Raw genomic sequence first — 15,410 nt, forward strand, 5'->3', positions numbered from 1 at the left:
GATGGGTTCGTGTACGTGCAGCTCCGGACCAGGGGCTGCACGTTCAAGACTTGCGGGCAGAGCGGGCCCCGGCCCAACCGGTGGCGGCGACCACCTCCCGCGCGATGTCGACGACGAGTCGTCCGTCCGTCGCCACTCGCACGCTGTCCGGGGCGGCTCGCTGCTCCAGGAGCCGCGCTTTGCGGACGCTTCCTTCCAACTCCTGCCCCAGCTCGGAGCCGAGTTCTCGTCCCACCAGCCGCTCACGGGCGGTGGCGTCGGAGGCGGTGAGCAGAACTCGTACGATTCCCACTCCCGCCCCCATGGCACGCTCGAACATGCCCGTCGCCTCAGGCAGCACACACATGGTGTTCGTGTAGATCAGGCGCCGGTAGCCGCGCCGGGCGAAGTTGGCCCACACGGCAGTCAGATTGACCTCGGTGATCTGCGCGCGGTGAGGGTCTCCTTCCGGAGCCGGATGCACCTGCCCCATGAAGTCACCGTCGATGATCGCGTGAGCGACCGCCTCGGAGCGCAGCAGCGCCGAAACCTCCCAGCCCACCGTCGTCTTGCCGACACTGGCTCGTCCTCCGACGAGCAGCACTTCCGGGTGATCCATGGAGCCAGCGTGCCAGGGTACGACCACCGCACGCGACCCCAGCGCTGCTCACTTCGTGACTCGACCGGCGTGGACAAGGTCTCTCCGCCCCTGGGCTGTTCGCTCAGTTTCGCGAGCTTCTCGGAGCAACTCAGCCCGGTGGCCATCGTCAGGCTCGGCTCTGCCGGACGGTGCGGTCCACGTACGGGATCTCGAAGTCACGAGCGGCCCATGGCAGGACCGTGACGGCAGCGATCTGTGGGCGACCGAGGGCGAGACGCGCGATCAGATCACCGAGTCCTACCGGCGCACGTGGGACCACTCGGACGTGACGATCGACGCGCTTCCCCTCGATGCCCCCGGCCACGTGCCGTGGTGGCCGGGGCCGAGTCCCAACGGCCTCACGCTGTTGATCCGCCTAGCACTTCGGACGAGGGGACTGCGGGTCAGAAGCGCATGCCGTCTCCTGGGCCGCCATGACCTCGTCGCCGTACTCGAAGGCCCAGGCGCCGACGGCGTCGATGGGCGCCAGCAAGGACCTTCCCAGACCGGTGAGTTGGTACTCAACGCGTGTTGGTGTGTCGGGGCTGACCAGGCGCTCGACCAGTCCGTTGAACTGCAGCCGGCGCAGGGTCTCGGTGAGGACCTTGGAGCTGATGCCCCCGATCCGCTCCCGAAGTTCGACCGGGCGCCGGGGGCCCTCGCGCAGCGCCCAGAGCACCACGGCGTTCCAGGTGTTGGACAGCAGGTCGAAGGCGAGGCGGGCGCGGCAGTCTGCGAGGAAGGCGTCGGTCGTCACGTACCAAATGGTGCCCGAACCGCCCTCTAGCGTCGGTGTGAACGGCGAAGCAGGCACGGAGAGGGAATGTGTGATGAGAATCGGCGTACTGGGCACGGGCAACATGGCCGACGCGCTCGCCACCCACTGGGTGCGGGCCGGGCACCAGGTGGCCATCGGGGGACGGGACGCACGCAAGGCGGAGCGACTGGCGACGCGCATGGGAGGCGGCGTGCAGCCTGCCAGTCTGCGCGCGGCGGTCGAGTTCGGTCAGGAGGTGGTGCTGGCCGCGCTGCCCTTCGGCGCGGGAGCGGACGTGGCACGGGACCTGAGCGCGGCCTTGGAGGGCAAGGTGCTGCTCGACTGCTCCAACCCGGTCGGTCCGGGCTTCAGGCTGCTGACCGAAGGAGGCCCCTCGGCAGCGCGGCAACTGGCCGCGGCGGCGCCAGGAGCCCACGTGGTCAAGGCCTTCAACCTCTGCCACGAGGACGTGTGGCGCATGCGTCCGCCCGTCTTCGATGGACGGCCCCTGGCCGTGCCGGTCTGCGGGGACGACGAGACGGCCCTCGCGCGTGTACGCGAGTTGGTGCGGGACGTGGGCGGCGACCCGGTGGCCGGCGGCGGTCTCGACCGTGCGGGGCTCCTGGAAGCGACCGCCGCGCTGTTCATCGCGCTGTGGGTGGGCGAGGGAGCCGACGCGCAGGCGATCGCGCCTCCGCTTGCCTATGCGGCCGGACCGAGCCATCAGGAATCGCAGGTCGGCACGGGGCCTTCGGTGAGGGATTCATAGCGGGCTGCCTCACCACGAAGCCGATTGACCTTGCGCACCGTTCCGGTTCACCAGTCCGAACCCGTTGTGACGGCCGGGTGCTCTCGCCGTGGACGACGATCGTGTCCGGGGCATCGGCGGCCAAACCGCCACGTGACTCCTGCAGCCGAACTCACGGAGATCGTCGGCTCCGGCGAGCACAAGCGCAACCACGTCGTCGCGCCTGCCGGGATGGGTGGGGAGAGCCCTGGGCCGGCGACGCGGACAGGGGAGGGGGCCGGGGGGCGGCTACGTGTAGCCGCCGCGGCGGGGCAGGCCGTGTTCGTCGCGCAGCATCTCCTCCGTGGTGACCGGCACCCGCCGTTGCTCGTGCAGGGCGGTGGAAGTCTCGTTGCCGGTGACGGTCGCCGCCTCCTCGTCGCCGATGTTCCGGATGTTGACGCCGTGCATGTTGTGCTGTGCGTGGATCAGTTCGTGTCCGTAGACCAGGAAGGCGGGCGAGACGGCCTCGCCTTCCTGCGCGCCCTCGCTGTCCCGCAGACCGTGTGGCACGGCGACGACGCTGGTGCTGCCCCTGCCGGGGGCGTCGGGGGCGGACGCCAGGCCTTCGGGCGTGTCGACGGCCGCCTCCGCGCCGACCACGCTGTTGCCGCCCATGAACTCGATCTGCTGGGGGTGGAAGGGCACCGCGTTCACCATGGCCGCACCGGCGCCCGCGACCCCGGCGGCGAGACCGCCGACCAGGTTCCGGCCGTGCTGCCGGGAGAGCAGCCGGGCGTGGTGGGACAGCATCTGGTCCTGGAAGCCAGGCAGCGGCGCGGGCGTACGGTCCTCGCCGAACGGCCGCGGGGTCGACGTGGTCTTGACGCCCTGCCCGCCGACCACGCGTGACCAGGTGTTCGACAGCTGTGCCCGGCCCTCTGTGTCCTCGGGGCCGATGTCGGCGCCGACGGGACGCAGGCTGAACCGGCGCAGGATGCCCACGTACTCGATGTGCCGCTTCTGGATGTCGTCGAGCAGGCCCTTGAGCGCGGTGGTGCGTGGGTTGGTCGTCCGGCCGGCCGGGCCGTCGGCGCGGAACTGCCGGTAGACCATGTGCTCGGCGGTGTCCAGAGACATGCCGAGTTCGTCGCAGTGCTTCTGCTGGCCCTCCTTGCCCCGCAGCCGGAAGCCGAACCCCTGAGCCGTGGCGATCAAGGACCGGGCGGTCGCCAGCATCTCCTCCACCGCGTCGACGATGGGCTGGATCTCAGGGTCGGCCGCCGTCGTCCGCTGGACCGTCGCGCCGGAGGCCCGGTGCCGCTGGACCGTCCGGGCCACCGCGTCGTTGCCGGCGGATCGCTGCAGGTCCCGGACGCCCGCGGGGCTCAGGTCCCGCACGGGCGGCCGGACGGTCGCCGCTGCGGACCGCTGCCGCCCGGCCCCGGTCTCCGCGACCGCGCCGGGCCGTGTCTGCGCGCGCACGCCACTTCTCCTTGTGTCCCCAGGGCAGAGAAGGAGCATCCTTCACCCCTGGCAGCCTGCGGGGAAGGGCCGGAGGGCAGGCCCGGGGGCAGATGGCGGAGGTACGCGGGGGCGTGTCCGGGGCCGCTCGGGCGTGCTCACCGCGCCGGGACAGGCCGTGCCCGTCGTGGGACACGCCCTTCACCGGACGGGCGCCGCACGGCAGTTCAGCGCCGCCCCGGCCACCCGGTTCAGACGCGCGACAGTCGCCCGCAGACCACGAGGGGAGGTGAGGCGAACCGCACGCCCCCGCCAGGACTTCGCACCCACCGGCGCACGGCCGGCCAGCGCGCTCGCACGCCCGGGACTGACCTGCCGGGCACGAAACGCATTCTGCGAACCCTGAGCAACGGCCCACGGCACCACCCCGGTATGCGGGGAGTTCGGCTGGGCGAGGCCGTGGGCACCCGATTCGCCCGGCAACACCCCGCGTCGTCGGCTGCTGGACCGGGGAGTCTTCACCCTCTTGAAGCGCTGGTCCCTGGTGGCAACCGCAGGCTGCGGCGCGCCGGGGCAGTGGGGGAGTCGTGCGGCCGCGGGCGTTGGGCGACCGTGGCCGCTCAACGCACCTTCCGGGCCACGGCCCCGTAGGTGCCGATCGCGGTCGTCTCCGCCGTCGGTGGCGTGTCCGGCCGCCACAACGGGACTTGCACCAGGCCTGGTTCGACGAGGTCGAAGCCGTCGAAGAACCGCTCGATCTCGGCGAGGGACCGCAGGTTCAGAGGGGCGTCGGCCCTGTCGTACACGGCCTGCGCCCGGGTGCGATCCGCGAAGTCGCCCGTCGCGTGCGAGAGCACGAGGAAGCTGCCGACCGGCAGCGCGTCGCGCAGGGTGGCGACGACCTGCTCGGGTGCCTCCGCGCGAGTGAGGAAGTGGAGGACGGAGACGAGAAGCATGGCGACCGGCTGGTCGAAGTCGATGACGTTGCGGACGTAGGGGTGGTCCACGACGGCGGACGGGTCGCGGAGGTCGGCGAGCGCGACGCTGATCGCATCGGAACTGCGCAGGAGGGCGTCCGCGTGCGCCGTCACGATCGGGTCGTTGTCGACGTACGCGACCCGCGCGTCCGCCGCCGACTCGAGGGCGAGCTCGTGCACGTTGGGGGAGTGGGGCAGGCCGGTGCCGATGTCGAGGATCTGCCGGATGCCGCCGCGCACGACGTGGCGGACCGCGCGCTCCAGGAAGGCGCGGTTCGCCCTGGCGTCGGTTCGCTCCTGGGGCGTGGCGGCGACGAGTTCGTCACCGGCCTGTTGGTCCACCGCGTAGTTGTCCTTGCCGCCCAGCAGATAGTCGTAGATCCTCGCGGAGTGAGGCCTGCCGGTGTCGATCTCCGGGACGCGTAAGCCGTGCGGTCTCACGTGGCGCTCCTCTCGGCGATCGCCGTGGTCGGAGGATGTCCAGCCGGCGTCCCGGAGCGAACCGAAACGAGAGCCTGCCGATATCGTGATCCTGCTCTTGCGTCCTACGGTGTGTCAACTAAAGTACACAAGCGCAAGATCGGCGATGGCGAAAGAGATCACTACGTGGGTGCGAGCCGTGACGAGAGGGAGGCTCCGAACAGCGCTGCCGCCGACGCGCGACGCCCCCGGCCGCACTCTCTCGCGCAGAAGCTGAAGACGCTCATGGCGCACCGCAAGGACGCCAGGGGCAAGGCGTATGTTTCCCGCACCTTGTCCCAGGCCGTCGACGACCTGCCCGATCCGCCCACGTCGGCGTCGTTCGCGCTCATCGCGAAGCTCGCGAACGGCCAGCAGGACAATCCGACCGTCAAGACCGTCCTCGCGCTGTGCCGCGCTCTCGGCGACGTGCCACCGGCGTACCTGCTGCCGCATGCGAGCTACGACGACCTCGAAGCCCTCGAGGTCTTCGAGGACCCTCTGGCCCGTCACGTGCTCGTGCTGCTGAGCGAACTGCCGGAGAGTGAAATACGGGACGTCGTCGCGCAGTTGGAGCGGCGACGGGCGGATCTCGGCCTGCCGCCCGTGCCGGACGGGTCGGGCGTCGGGAAACCGAGGAAGACCAGGCGGCGACGGACTGTGACCGAGGCGGCCCGATATGCGGCCGATGCTCTGGAAGGGCTTTAATTGGACGGCATGATATTCGGCTCCTGCACGGTGGCGGGAGTCATCGTCACCGCGCTGTGCACCCGCAGAGCCATTCACCATCCACGCGTGTTCACCTGGTTAATCGCCGTGGCGTTCGGTGTGTGCACCGTGGGGGTCTTCTTCGCGGTGCCCACCGTCGCCGACGCGGCCGAGCAGGTCACCGGCCTGGACAACGCCGGCAAGTTGGTGGCTCACATCTGCGCCATCCTCTGGTGTGCATCGCTGCAGATCACCATGGTGGACCTGGCCTATCGCCCCGAGTATCTGCGAACTGCCGTGTACCAGCGCATCTTCGCGGCTGTTGTCGAGCTGGCCGTCATGATTCCGCTCTTCCTGGCGACGAACGGCGACGACGTCGAGTTCACCACCGCCTACGTCGACCACCCGTCAGTGGCGGCCTACCTGCTCATCTACCTCTCCTACGTCCTGCTCACCTGCGGCGAACTCGCCTTCATGTGCGGCCGGACCGCCCGTCGCAGCCGGACCACCCGCCCCTGGACCGGCGCCGGTTTCGCCCTGTGTGCCCTCGCGGCCGTCCTGGGCGTCGGATACACGGTGTCCAAGGGGTCGTACATCGTCTTCTCCGCACTCGACAACCCGTGGTCCCTCGACGTCGAGGAGGCGGTGAGCCCGGCACTGAGCGGGCTCGCCGTCCTGTTCCTCTTCGCCGGCCTGACCGTGCCGATGCTCGGTGGGCTGCTCCAGCGGATGCGCCGGGGCGGGGAGGCCGCGGACGGTCAGTAGGCGACGGGCAGGGCCGACAGGCTGCGAGAGCACAGCGAAGTCCGCCACTCGGGCTCGACGTCGCCCCGCCGAAGGCCGGGAAGGCGTGCGAGCAGCGTCCGCAGGGCGGGGAGAGCGGGGCCCTCGAACCGCGCGAGTTCCTCGACGGCGTCCGGCGGACCGGCGGGATCGTCGCGCAGCATCGCCAACTGCTCCGGGTACTGGAGGAGTGCGAGGACCGCGTTCCCGATCAGATGCACGGTGTTCTCGAAGCCGGCGAGGAGGACGAGAAGGGCGAGGGACATGAGCTCGTCCTCGCTGAGGGCGTCACCCGACTCGCGCACGCCGATCATCCGACAGCAGATCGTCCGCCGGCTCGCGGCGCTTGGCCGCCCGGAGTCCGGTGAAGAAGCCGAGCATCGCGACGACGGCGTCACGGGCCGCCGCAGCCCGGGCGGGGTCGGGCGCGACGAGCGCGTCGGGCCGGCCGCGGAAGTCCACGCGGTGGCGATCTCGTCCGCGGGGTCCACGACCCCACCCCAGGGCCCTCACCGACCGCGTCGCCGTGATCGTCCGAGTCGGGAACGCCGGCTCCGTCGCTCGGCGGCGTCGGCGTCCGGGCCGGACAGTCGCAACGAAATGCGGCGGCGTGCGACCAGGCCGACCACGATCAACAGCACGAACGGCAGCCATGCGACGGCGTACGCGACACCGTAGTGGTGGAGGTCCAGGATCGACCGGCGTGAGTCCACGTCGCTGCTGTTGACTCCGAAGTACGCCAGCAGCAGCGCCGGCGGCAGCGCGATGAGCGAGCCGACGGCGATCACCGCGGCCAGCACCCGGTCCCGGTCCTCGGCGTACTGCTGGGACGCGGTCTCCAGATCGACACGGCGCGTCGCGAGCACGGCGTTCACCCGCTCGACGATGCGGGAGGTGTTGGCCAGCGCGTCGGCCAGCGAGGAGACTTCGCGCAGCGACGAGTGGAAACTCTCGACCAGCAGCTCCGGTATGAGGATGGTGTCGGCGTACGCCTCCACACTGAAGCTCAGGTCGAGTTGGAGATCGTTGAGCCGGCTCGAGAGCTGCCCGACCAGGGCACGCGCGTCGTCCGTCGTCTCGACCGCCGCGGCCCGGTCGAGCTCCAGCGCCGCGAACGCCTGCCGCCGGATGCGGTGCACGGCCGCGACCGCGGTGAGGATGCCGGCCGCGGCCAGCCCGAAGGCGTTCTCCACCGACGGCGCGTAGCCGACGATCAGTGACACGCCTCTGCCGTGCGCGACCATGGTCTGCCCGGCGTTGTTCAGCGTCTCGGGCCGCCGAATGCCCAAGGTGGCGCCGGTGTCGCTGTCCAGCGTGCCGCGCAGCACGATGGTCACCACCTCCTGGCCGACCGTGTCGCCCAGCACGTGTCCGGCCAACAGCCCCCGGGCGAGGGAGGCTCCGGGAAAGACGCTCTGGTGGACGTTGCGGCCGAACGCGAGCGGCGGACGGTCGGCGGCCCGGTCCTCCGTGCTGCCGTGCGTGCGCAGGCGCCCGTCGAGCCACTGGGTCAGCGGCACCGCGCCGACGCGGATCGCGGAGCGTTCCTGCCAGGTGGTGTAGAGCGTCTCGGCGATCGCGTCGGCGTCGTCCGCCCCGTCTGCGATCTCGACGTCCACGAAGAGCAGCGGATCCCGGCGGGGCGTGACGGCAAGCGTGATGTACGCACCGTCGACCCGGGCCGCGCCCGGCGGCAGCGTGATCTCGGGCACGCGCTCGTGCAGCACCAGCCGGGGCAGCAGGAGTCCGGCGGCCTCGACGTGGGCCGCGAACCGGCCCAGGTCGAGCGCCTCGGTCAACGGACGGAGCATGTCCTCGGACACCTGCACCTGCGGCGTGAGGTTGTAGATCAACAGCAGGCGGGTACGAATCCTGACCGCTGCGTCGGACCGTGGCACGACGTCCCCCTCCGGCTGACACCCGTGTGGGGCAGCAGCCTAGGGGGCCGTCGGTCACTTCACGGGTAGTTCACCAGGTTGGCCACGTTGGTGGAGGAGTTGGACGGGCCGCCCCGGTCGTTGATGACGTGCCGGATCGTGCCGGTGCCGCCGAGAGAGACGGTCACCATGTTCCTGAAGCGCACGTTCGGCCTGTCGGGGACCTCGAAGGCGTGCTCCGCGACGACGCCGGGGTTCACGTTGAAGAAGCAGTAGCTGCCCAGGCCGTAGGCCTCGTGGCCGGTGACGGAGTCCGCGACCTTGTAGGCGGCGTAGCCCTGGGTGGAGCCGTTCATCCAGGAGGCCTGGCCGGGCGGGTCGTAGGGCATCTCGTTCTGGTAGAAGTACGTCCGGCCGCCGTTGCCGTTCCACAGGGTCTGGTGCTTCTGGTAGTGCTCGACGAACAGCCCGTACATGGTCACGTCGTCGCCGTTGACGACGAGTCCGGTGTCGGCCGTGTTGGTGGTCCAGCCGACTCCGCTGCCGTGGTCGGCGCGCCAGATCCACATGTGGTCGCCGATGACGTCGTCACTGTTGACGACGAGGCTGGTGGTCGCCTTGCCGACGGCGGCGCCGCCCACCCGGAAGTACACGTCGTGCAAGGAGGTGGGGTTCGCCGCGTGGTCGGCGGCCGCCCCGGCCGGTCCGACTTCCATGAGCGTGCGCGAGTTGGTGGTTCCGGCGTCGAAGAGGAGGCCCGCGATCTTCACCCCGTCGACGTCGGCGACGGTCATCGCCGTGACGCCGTTGTCCGGGACGAACGTGGCCAGCCCGAGACCGAGGACGACCGTGTCGGGGCGGGTCACGCGCAGTGTCTCGTCGAGGTGGTAGACGCCGGGGGTGACCAGGAGGTTCTTCCCCTCGGCCAGGGCGGCGTTGATCTGCGCCGAGGACGCGCCCGGTTTGACGACGAAGAACCGGTCGATGCCGAGCGAGGTCCCCGCCGGGTTCCCGCTCGCCCAGGTGGTCGCCGAGGAGTTGCTGCGCAGGGAGGGCACGAACACCTTGTAGGCGCCCGAGCCGTCCACGTACAGGAAGGGCTTCTCCCGCACCGTGGGAGTCCGGTCGACGGTGGTGTAGGGCGGGTTGGGGAAGCTGGTGCCGGGCACACCCTGGCTGCCGACGAAGACCATGTTCCAGTTCGAACCGGTCCAGCTGCCGAGTTGGGAGTTGCGGGTCAGCCACTGCTGCTGGGTGCCGGAGCGGACCTGGCCGTCGATCCTGGTGTCGGCCATGAAGCCGCCGCTGGACCACCCGCCGTCGCTGAGCTCCAGGTTGCCGCGCACGTGCATCCGCCGGTACGCGGACGCCTGGGAGACGGCCCAACGGTCGGTGCCGCCGGTCGGGTTGACGGAGAGGTTCTCGGCGCCGCGCCAGAAGTTCTGGGTGGCGTTCTGCGGCGGGAACCAGTCGGCCTCCACATGCACGGCGCCGTTGACGGTCACCGAGTCGGGAGACTGGCCGAGGCCGGCGACCTGGGTGTAGAAGCCGACGTTGACGTCGTTGTTGTACGTGCCGGGCTTGAACAGCACCGCATAGCGCTGCGAACCGAACTGGTTGGTCTCCTGCTGGCGGAAGATGGAGTCCAGCCGGCTCTGGATGGTGGACGACGGCATCGAGGGGTCGAACACGGCCACGTTGGGCCCCAGGTCGACGTCACCGGGCGCGCTGCTCACGGGCGTGACCTGGAACCGCTGGGCGGCCGTGCCGTTGCAGGTGTACTGCACCAGCTGGACGCTGTCGGCGGTCGAGGCGGAGGGGACGTCGAGGCACTTGCCGCTGTGCCGGTTGACGAAGCGGTAGGCGCCGCCGCCCTCGTCGACGGCCTGCCACTGCTGGTTGTCCCCACCGCCGTACGTCCACAGGTGCACGGCAGCGTTGTCCGCCGTGGACACGTTGCTCACGTCCACGACCTGTTGCGCGTCGTTGCGGTTGCTGATGCGTACGAAGCCGTCGGCGGTCGGTGTGATGCTCCACTGCTGTGCGGTGCTGCTGTTGCAGGTGTACTGCTGTACGGCGGTGCCGTTGACAGTGCCGGCCGCCCGGGCGTCGAGACACTTGCCGCTTCCGGAGTTCACCACGGTGGCCCAGCCCGTGGGCGGGGCGGCGGCCTGGGCCGGCTGAGCGACGGTGAGGAGGGAGCCCGCCAGTACGGCGGCCGGGACGACGGCGGTCCACGGGCGGGGGGTGCGCCGCACCGGGGGTCTGCGGAAGGTGCCGTCGGCGGGTGGTCGCGAGCGTCGGAACATCGAGTCGTCTCCTGTGGGACCGGTCCGGGGGACCGGGTCGGGCGGGGGAGTGGGGGAGAGGGCGCGCGGGTCAGCCGGCGTACTGCGCGAAGACGCGGGTGAACTCCCACGGCTGCTGGGAGACGCCCGAGCAGGTGTCTGCCCCGCCGCCGGTGCAGGGCCGGTCGCGGTTGACGGACCAGAAGGTCAGCCGGGCCAGGTGCCGCTGCTGGGCGTAGGCGAGGATGGTGCGGAAGTCGGCGACGGTCACCGTCTCGCTGTTGTCGGTGATGCCGTTCATCGAGGAGATCCCGGTGCGCCGGTAGGCCTGGTCGTCCGTGTACCCGTAGGCGTTCTTCACGGCGGTCATGAGGCCCTCCGCGGCACGGACGGTGAGCTGCCCCATGTTCTGTCCGGCCCCGCCGAAGTTGAACGGCATGATCGTCCAGCTGTCCACGGTGAGGCCGGCGGCGGCGGCCTTGCCGATGAGGCTGCTGTCGGGGCCGTTCTGGCCGGTGCCGAAGGTGACGTACACCTTGATGCCGGGGTTGTTGGCCTTGACGGTCTTGAGCGCGTCGACGGTGCGTTGCTGCACGGTGGGGCTGTCGTAGGCCGCGGCCTCGATGTCGATGTCGATGGCCTTGAGCCCGTAGGCGTTGATCACCTTCTGGTACGCGGCGGCCAGTTCCCCGGCGCTGCCGCAGGAGCTCTCCAGCTTGTTGCCGCTCCATCCGCCGAAGGACGGGATGACGTCGCCGCCTGCCGCGCGGACGGTGTTGACGGTCTGCTGGTCCACTCCTCCGGTGAGGGGGCGGCCGCCGTCCCACTGGGGGTTGCAGTAGCCGTTGCTCAGGACGAAGGCGAGGGTGAACCACTTGACGCCGGTCGCGTTCATCACGGTGGTGGGGTTGGGCGGGCTGCCCCAGCCGTTGTAGAGGTACGGCGCGACGGCCATGGCCCCCGGTCCCGGCTGCGTGGGCGGTTCGCCGCCGCCGGCCGGCGCCTTCCACTTCTGGTTGGCGGCTCCGGTGCACGTCCAGATCTGCAGCGGGGTGCCGTTGGCCGAGCTGTTGCCCGTCGCGTCCAGGCACTTGTCGGCCCGGGGATTGACGATGTCGCCGGCGGCGGTGACGGTCCACTGCTGGGCGGTGGTGCCGTTGCAGCTCCACAGCTGGGTCCGGGCACCGTCGGCGGTGGCTCCGGAAGCGACGTCGAGACACTTGCCGAGGGCGCGGATCGTGCCGTCGGAGCCGACGGACCACTGCTGGGCCGCGGTGCCGTTGCAGTCGTAGAGCTGGACGGCCGTTCCGTCGGCGGTGGCGGCGCCCGCGACATCCACGCACTTTCCGCCGACGCCGGTGATCTGCCCGGTGGCCGCCACGGCGGCGTCGGCGGGGAAGGAACCGGCGCCTGCGACGAGAGCGGCCACGGCCGTGGCGCCGAGCACGGTACGCACGGTCGGATGGAGAGAAGAGTTCCTGATCACGAGTCACTGTCCTGTTCTGTGCGTCGAAAGGCATGCGCATGACATGCAATGGCCACGAGATGACCGGGTGACGGACTGAGGTGGGAGTCGCAGGAAGTTACTTCAGTACGTGATTTAAGGAGTGACGAAAAACCCTGTCAAGAGCTTGGTGTAGTCCAATCACGGTTCGTTCGGGGAGTTGACAAACCGTCCCGAGGTCACCACGATGCAACTCACCTGCAGGAGAAGGAAATTCACTGAGTACCTCGTGTAAGGACCCTGCAGAAGTACGCCGCTGTTGCATGCGGCAAGCGCGGCCGGCGCGCGCCTTGCCTGACTTCCCCCACCGTCAGGAAGGAACCTCTGACATGTCTCGGCGCCCCCGGACGGGGCTCAGATGGCTGATGGCACTCGCGTTGATCCTCCCGGCAGCCGCCGCGGTACCGCCTCCGACCGCGGCCGCGACACCCCAGGTCATTCCGCCCGGTGACTACCAACAGGTCCAACTGGCAACCGGCGCGGCCGAACTGGGCGAGCCCATGTCCCTGACCGTCCTGCCCGACCGCTCGGTCCTGCACACTGCGCGGGACGGCACCATCCGGCACACCGACAGCGCCGGCAATACGAAGGTGGCCGGCCGGCTCGACGTCTACACCCATGACGAAGAGGGCCTGCAGGGCATAGCCGCCGACCCCGGCTTCGTCACCAACCGGTACGTCTACGTCTACTACTCGCCGAAACTGGACACTCCGGCGGGTGACGCGCCGGCCACCGGAAGCGCCGCCGACTTCGCGCCGTGGAAGGGACACCTGAACCTCTCGCGCTTCGTCCTGAAGAGCGACAACACCCTCGACCCGGCGAGCGAGAAGGTCGTGCTCGAAGTGCCCAACGACCGCGGCCAGTGCTGCCACGTCGGCGGGGACATCGACTTCGACGCGGCCGGAAACCTCTACCTGACCACCGGCGACGACACCAACCCCTTCGACTCCGCCGGATACGCCCCCATCGACGAACGCGCCGACCGCAACCCGCAGTTCGACGCCCAGCGCAGTGCGGGAAACACCAACGACCTGCGAGGCAAGGTGCTGCGCGTGAAGCCCGGAGCCGACGGCGGCTACACCGTCCCCGCCGGCAACCTGTTCGCCCCCGGCACCGCAGGCACCCGGCCCGAGATCTACGCCATGGGCTTCCGCAACCCGTTCCGCATGTCCGTGGACCGCGCCACCGGAGTGGTCTACCTCGGCGACTACGGCCCCGACGCCGGTGGCGCCGACCCCGCCCGGGGCCGCGGAGGCCAGGTGGAGTTCAACCGCGTCACCGGACCCGGCAACTACGGCTGGCCCTACTGCACGGGCACCAACACCACCGCCGAGACGTACAACGAGTACACCTTCCCCGCCGGACCCTCCGGCGCCAAGTACGACTGCGCAGCAGGCCCGACGAACAACTCCCCGCACAACACCGGCCGGGCGAAGCTACCGCCGGCGAAGCCGAGCTGGATCAGGTACGGCGGCGAGGGCTCACCGCCCGAGTTCGGCGGCGGCTCCGAGTCACCGATGGGCGGCGAGGTCTACCGCTTCGACCCGGACCTCGACTCGGCAGTGAAGTTCCCCCAGTACCTGGACGGACGCTTCTTCGCCGCGGAGTACGGACGGCAGTGGATCAAGACGGTCGAGGGCGGCGGCGACGGGTCCTACGGCGCCATCGAGGACTTTCCCTGGACCGGCACCCAGGTGATGGACACCGACTTCGGACCCGACGGCGCGCTGTACGCCCTGGACTACGGCACCGGCGGCAACAACCAGGCCCTGTACCGCATCGAGTACGTCGGCGGCAGCAACCGCAATCCGGTGGCCAGGGCGGCCGCCGACCAGACCTCCGGAGCCCTGCCGCTGACGGTGCGGTTCTCCTCGCAGGGCAGCAGCGACCCCGAGGGCGGGCCCCTGTCCTACGCGTGGGACTTCGGCGACGGCTCCACCTCCACCCAGGCCGACCCGAGCCACACCTACACCACCAAGGGCACCTTCCGCCCCACCCTCACCGTGAAGGACCCCGAAGGTCTCACCGGCACGGCCAGCCTGGTGATCACCACCGGAAACACCGCGCCGACCGTCACCTTCCAGACACCGGCCGACGGCGCGCTGTTCTCCTTCGGCGACACCGTGCCCTTCCGGGTGCAGGTCACCGACCCGGAAGACACCACCGTGGACTGCGCCAGGGTCAAGGTCACCTACCTCCTGGGCCACGACAGCCACACCCACTCCATCACGTCCGCCAACGGCTGCAGCGGCACCCTCGACGTGCCCCAGGACGGCGAACACGACAGCGCCGCCAACCTGTACGGCGTCCTCGACGCCGAGTACACGGACGGCGGAGGCCTGACCGGACACGCCGTGCGCACCCTCCAGCCCCGCCACCGCCAGGCGGAGCACTACACCGCCCAGTCCGGCATCGAGACCGCCGCACACGGCACCGCCGAAGGGGGCACGACCGTCGGGTTCACCGACGACGGCGACTGGATCTCCTTCAAGCCGTACCACCTCACCGGCGCGGACCGCTTCTCCGCCCGAGTCTCCTCGGCCGGAGCCGGCGGCACCCTCGAGATCCGGGTGGGATCCGCCACCGGGACCCTCCTGGGCACCGCCGACGTCCCGGTCACCGGAAGCTGGGAAACGTTCACCGACGTCTCCACCAACCTGTCCGGCATCCCGCCCACCAGCACAGAGCTGTACCTGGTCTTCCGCGGGCCGGCCGGCCAGGGCAACCTCTTCGACCTGGACGCGTTCACGTTCGGCACCGGCGCCACCGGCACCATCCACGAGGCGGAGGCGTTCACATCCGCCTCCGGAGTCCAGGCAGCCGCCCACGCGGCGGCGAGCGGCGGCCAGACCCTCGGCTACATCGACGACGGCGACTGGGCCGGCTACGCCTCCCTCTCCACCGACGGTGCCTCGACCTTCACCGCCACCGTGTCCTCGGCGGGGGCCGGCGGAACGATCGAAGTCCGTTCCGGCTCGCCCACCGGCCCACTCCTCGGGACGGTCCAGGTACCGGTGACAGGGGGCTGGGAAACCTTCACCACCGTTTCGACGACGCTCACCGCCTCCGCCGCTGGACCCCTCTTCCTGGCCTTCACCGGCGGCAGCGGAGCCCTCTTCGACATCGACACCTTCACCCTGGGCACCGACCCCACCACCAAGGCCCTCAACCAGAACGTTCACCTCTTCTACTACCCCTGGTACGGCAGCCCGGCGGTGAACGGCGACTGAGGATCCGGCACTTCTCC

The 15,410-nt window shown here is 70.2% G+C and carries 11 protein-coding genes and 2 pseudogenes; 5 read left to right on the forward strand and 8 right to left on the reverse strand.

All coding sequences use genetic code 11. The features are described 5' to 3' along the window. Positions 1-43: 43 nt before the first annotated feature. Entirely contained in the window at positions 44-598 is a 555-nt protein-coding gene (locus tag ACIQFU_RS08345) for a hypothetical protein (protein ID WP_402549983.1), read from the reverse strand. Positions 599-809: 211 nt separating this feature from the next. On the opposite strand from ACIQFU_RS08345, the pseudogene ACIQFU_RS08350 reads away from it, so the two are divergent. After that, positions 810-974: pseudogene (locus tag ACIQFU_RS08350) on the forward strand (DUF664 domain-containing protein); the annotation flags it as partial. Positions 975-995: 21 nt separating this feature from the next. Here ACIQFU_RS08350 and ACIQFU_RS08355 read toward each other — a convergent pair. Then, complete coding sequence (locus ACIQFU_RS08355; RefSeq protein WP_402549984.1) at positions 996-1,376, reverse strand: winged helix-turn-helix transcriptional regulator; 381 nt, start codon at positions 1,374-1,376, stop codon at positions 996-998. 73 nt (positions 1,377-1,449) lie between these two features. Here ACIQFU_RS08355 and ACIQFU_RS08360 point away from each other — a divergent pair, with 73 nt between their 5' ends. Next, a complete protein-coding gene (locus ACIQFU_RS08360; RefSeq protein WP_402549985.1) occupies positions 1,450-2,145 on the forward strand; it encodes an NADPH-dependent F420 reductase in 696 nt (231 codons plus the stop codon). 267 nt (positions 2,146-2,412) lie between these two features. On the opposite strand, the gene ACIQFU_RS08365 is transcribed toward ACIQFU_RS08360, so the two are convergent. Both ACIQFU_RS08365 and ACIQFU_RS08370 read right to left on the reverse strand, forming a co-directional pair. Further along, entirely contained in the window at positions 2,413-3,588 is a 1,176-nt protein-coding gene (locus ACIQFU_RS08365) for a M91 family zinc metallopeptidase (protein WP_402549986.1), read from the reverse strand. A 599-nt stretch (positions 3,589-4,187) separates the two neighbouring features. Then, a complete protein-coding gene (locus tag ACIQFU_RS08370) occupies positions 4,188-4,985 on the reverse strand; it encodes an SAM-dependent methyltransferase (protein WP_402549987.1) in 798 nt (265 codons plus the stop codon). A 264-nt stretch (positions 4,986-5,249) separates the two neighbouring features. Here ACIQFU_RS08370 and ACIQFU_RS08375 point away from each other — a divergent pair, with 264 nt between their 5' ends. Next, complete coding sequence (locus tag ACIQFU_RS08375; protein ID WP_402549988.1) at positions 5,250-5,711, forward strand: hypothetical protein; 462 nt, start codon at positions 5,250-5,252, stop codon at positions 5,709-5,711. Positions 5,712-5,720: 9 nt separating this feature from the next. Beyond that, positions 5,721-6,476: a hypothetical protein gene (locus tag ACIQFU_RS08380; RefSeq protein WP_402550041.1), complete on the forward strand. Its 756-nt coding sequence runs from the start codon at positions 5,721-5,723 to the stop codon at positions 6,474-6,476. A gap of 98 nt (positions 6,477-6,574) precedes the next feature. Here ACIQFU_RS08380 and ACIQFU_RS08385 read toward each other — a convergent pair. From ACIQFU_RS08385 to ACIQFU_RS08400, 4 genes and pseudogenes are all read right to left on the reverse strand, one after another. After that, a pseudogene (locus tag ACIQFU_RS08385) lies at positions 6,575-6,968 on the reverse strand (cytochrome P450); the annotation flags it as partial. A 35-nt stretch (positions 6,969-7,003) separates the two neighbouring features. Further along, positions 7,004-8,392, reverse strand: coding sequence for a hypothetical protein (locus ACIQFU_RS08390; RefSeq protein WP_402549990.1), 1,389 nt, complete (start codon positions 8,390-8,392; stop codon positions 7,004-7,006). Between the two features lie 59 nt (positions 8,393-8,451). Next, positions 8,452-10,680, reverse strand: coding sequence for an RICIN domain-containing protein (locus ACIQFU_RS08395; protein WP_402549991.1), 2,229 nt, complete (start codon positions 10,678-10,680; stop codon positions 8,452-8,454). Positions 10,681-10,750: 70 nt separating this feature from the next. After that, complete coding sequence (locus ACIQFU_RS08400) at positions 10,751-12,115, reverse strand: lectin (RefSeq protein WP_402549992.1); 1,365 nt, start codon at positions 12,113-12,115, stop codon at positions 10,751-10,753. Between the two features lie 377 nt (positions 12,116-12,492). Between ACIQFU_RS08400 and ACIQFU_RS08405 the strand changes: the two genes are divergently transcribed. Beyond that, positions 12,493-15,393 carry a carbohydrate-binding protein gene (locus tag ACIQFU_RS08405; protein ID WP_402549993.1) on the forward strand — a complete coding sequence of 967 codons (2,901 nt, stop codon included), beginning with the start codon at positions 12,493-12,495 and terminating at the stop codon, positions 15,391-15,393. Positions 15,394-15,410 lie beyond the last annotated feature (17 nt).

The organism is Streptomyces sp. NPDC093065 (genome assembly GCF_044754585.1).
Classification (GTDB): domain Bacteria; phylum Actinomycetota; class Actinomycetes; order Streptomycetales; family Streptomycetaceae; genus Streptomyces.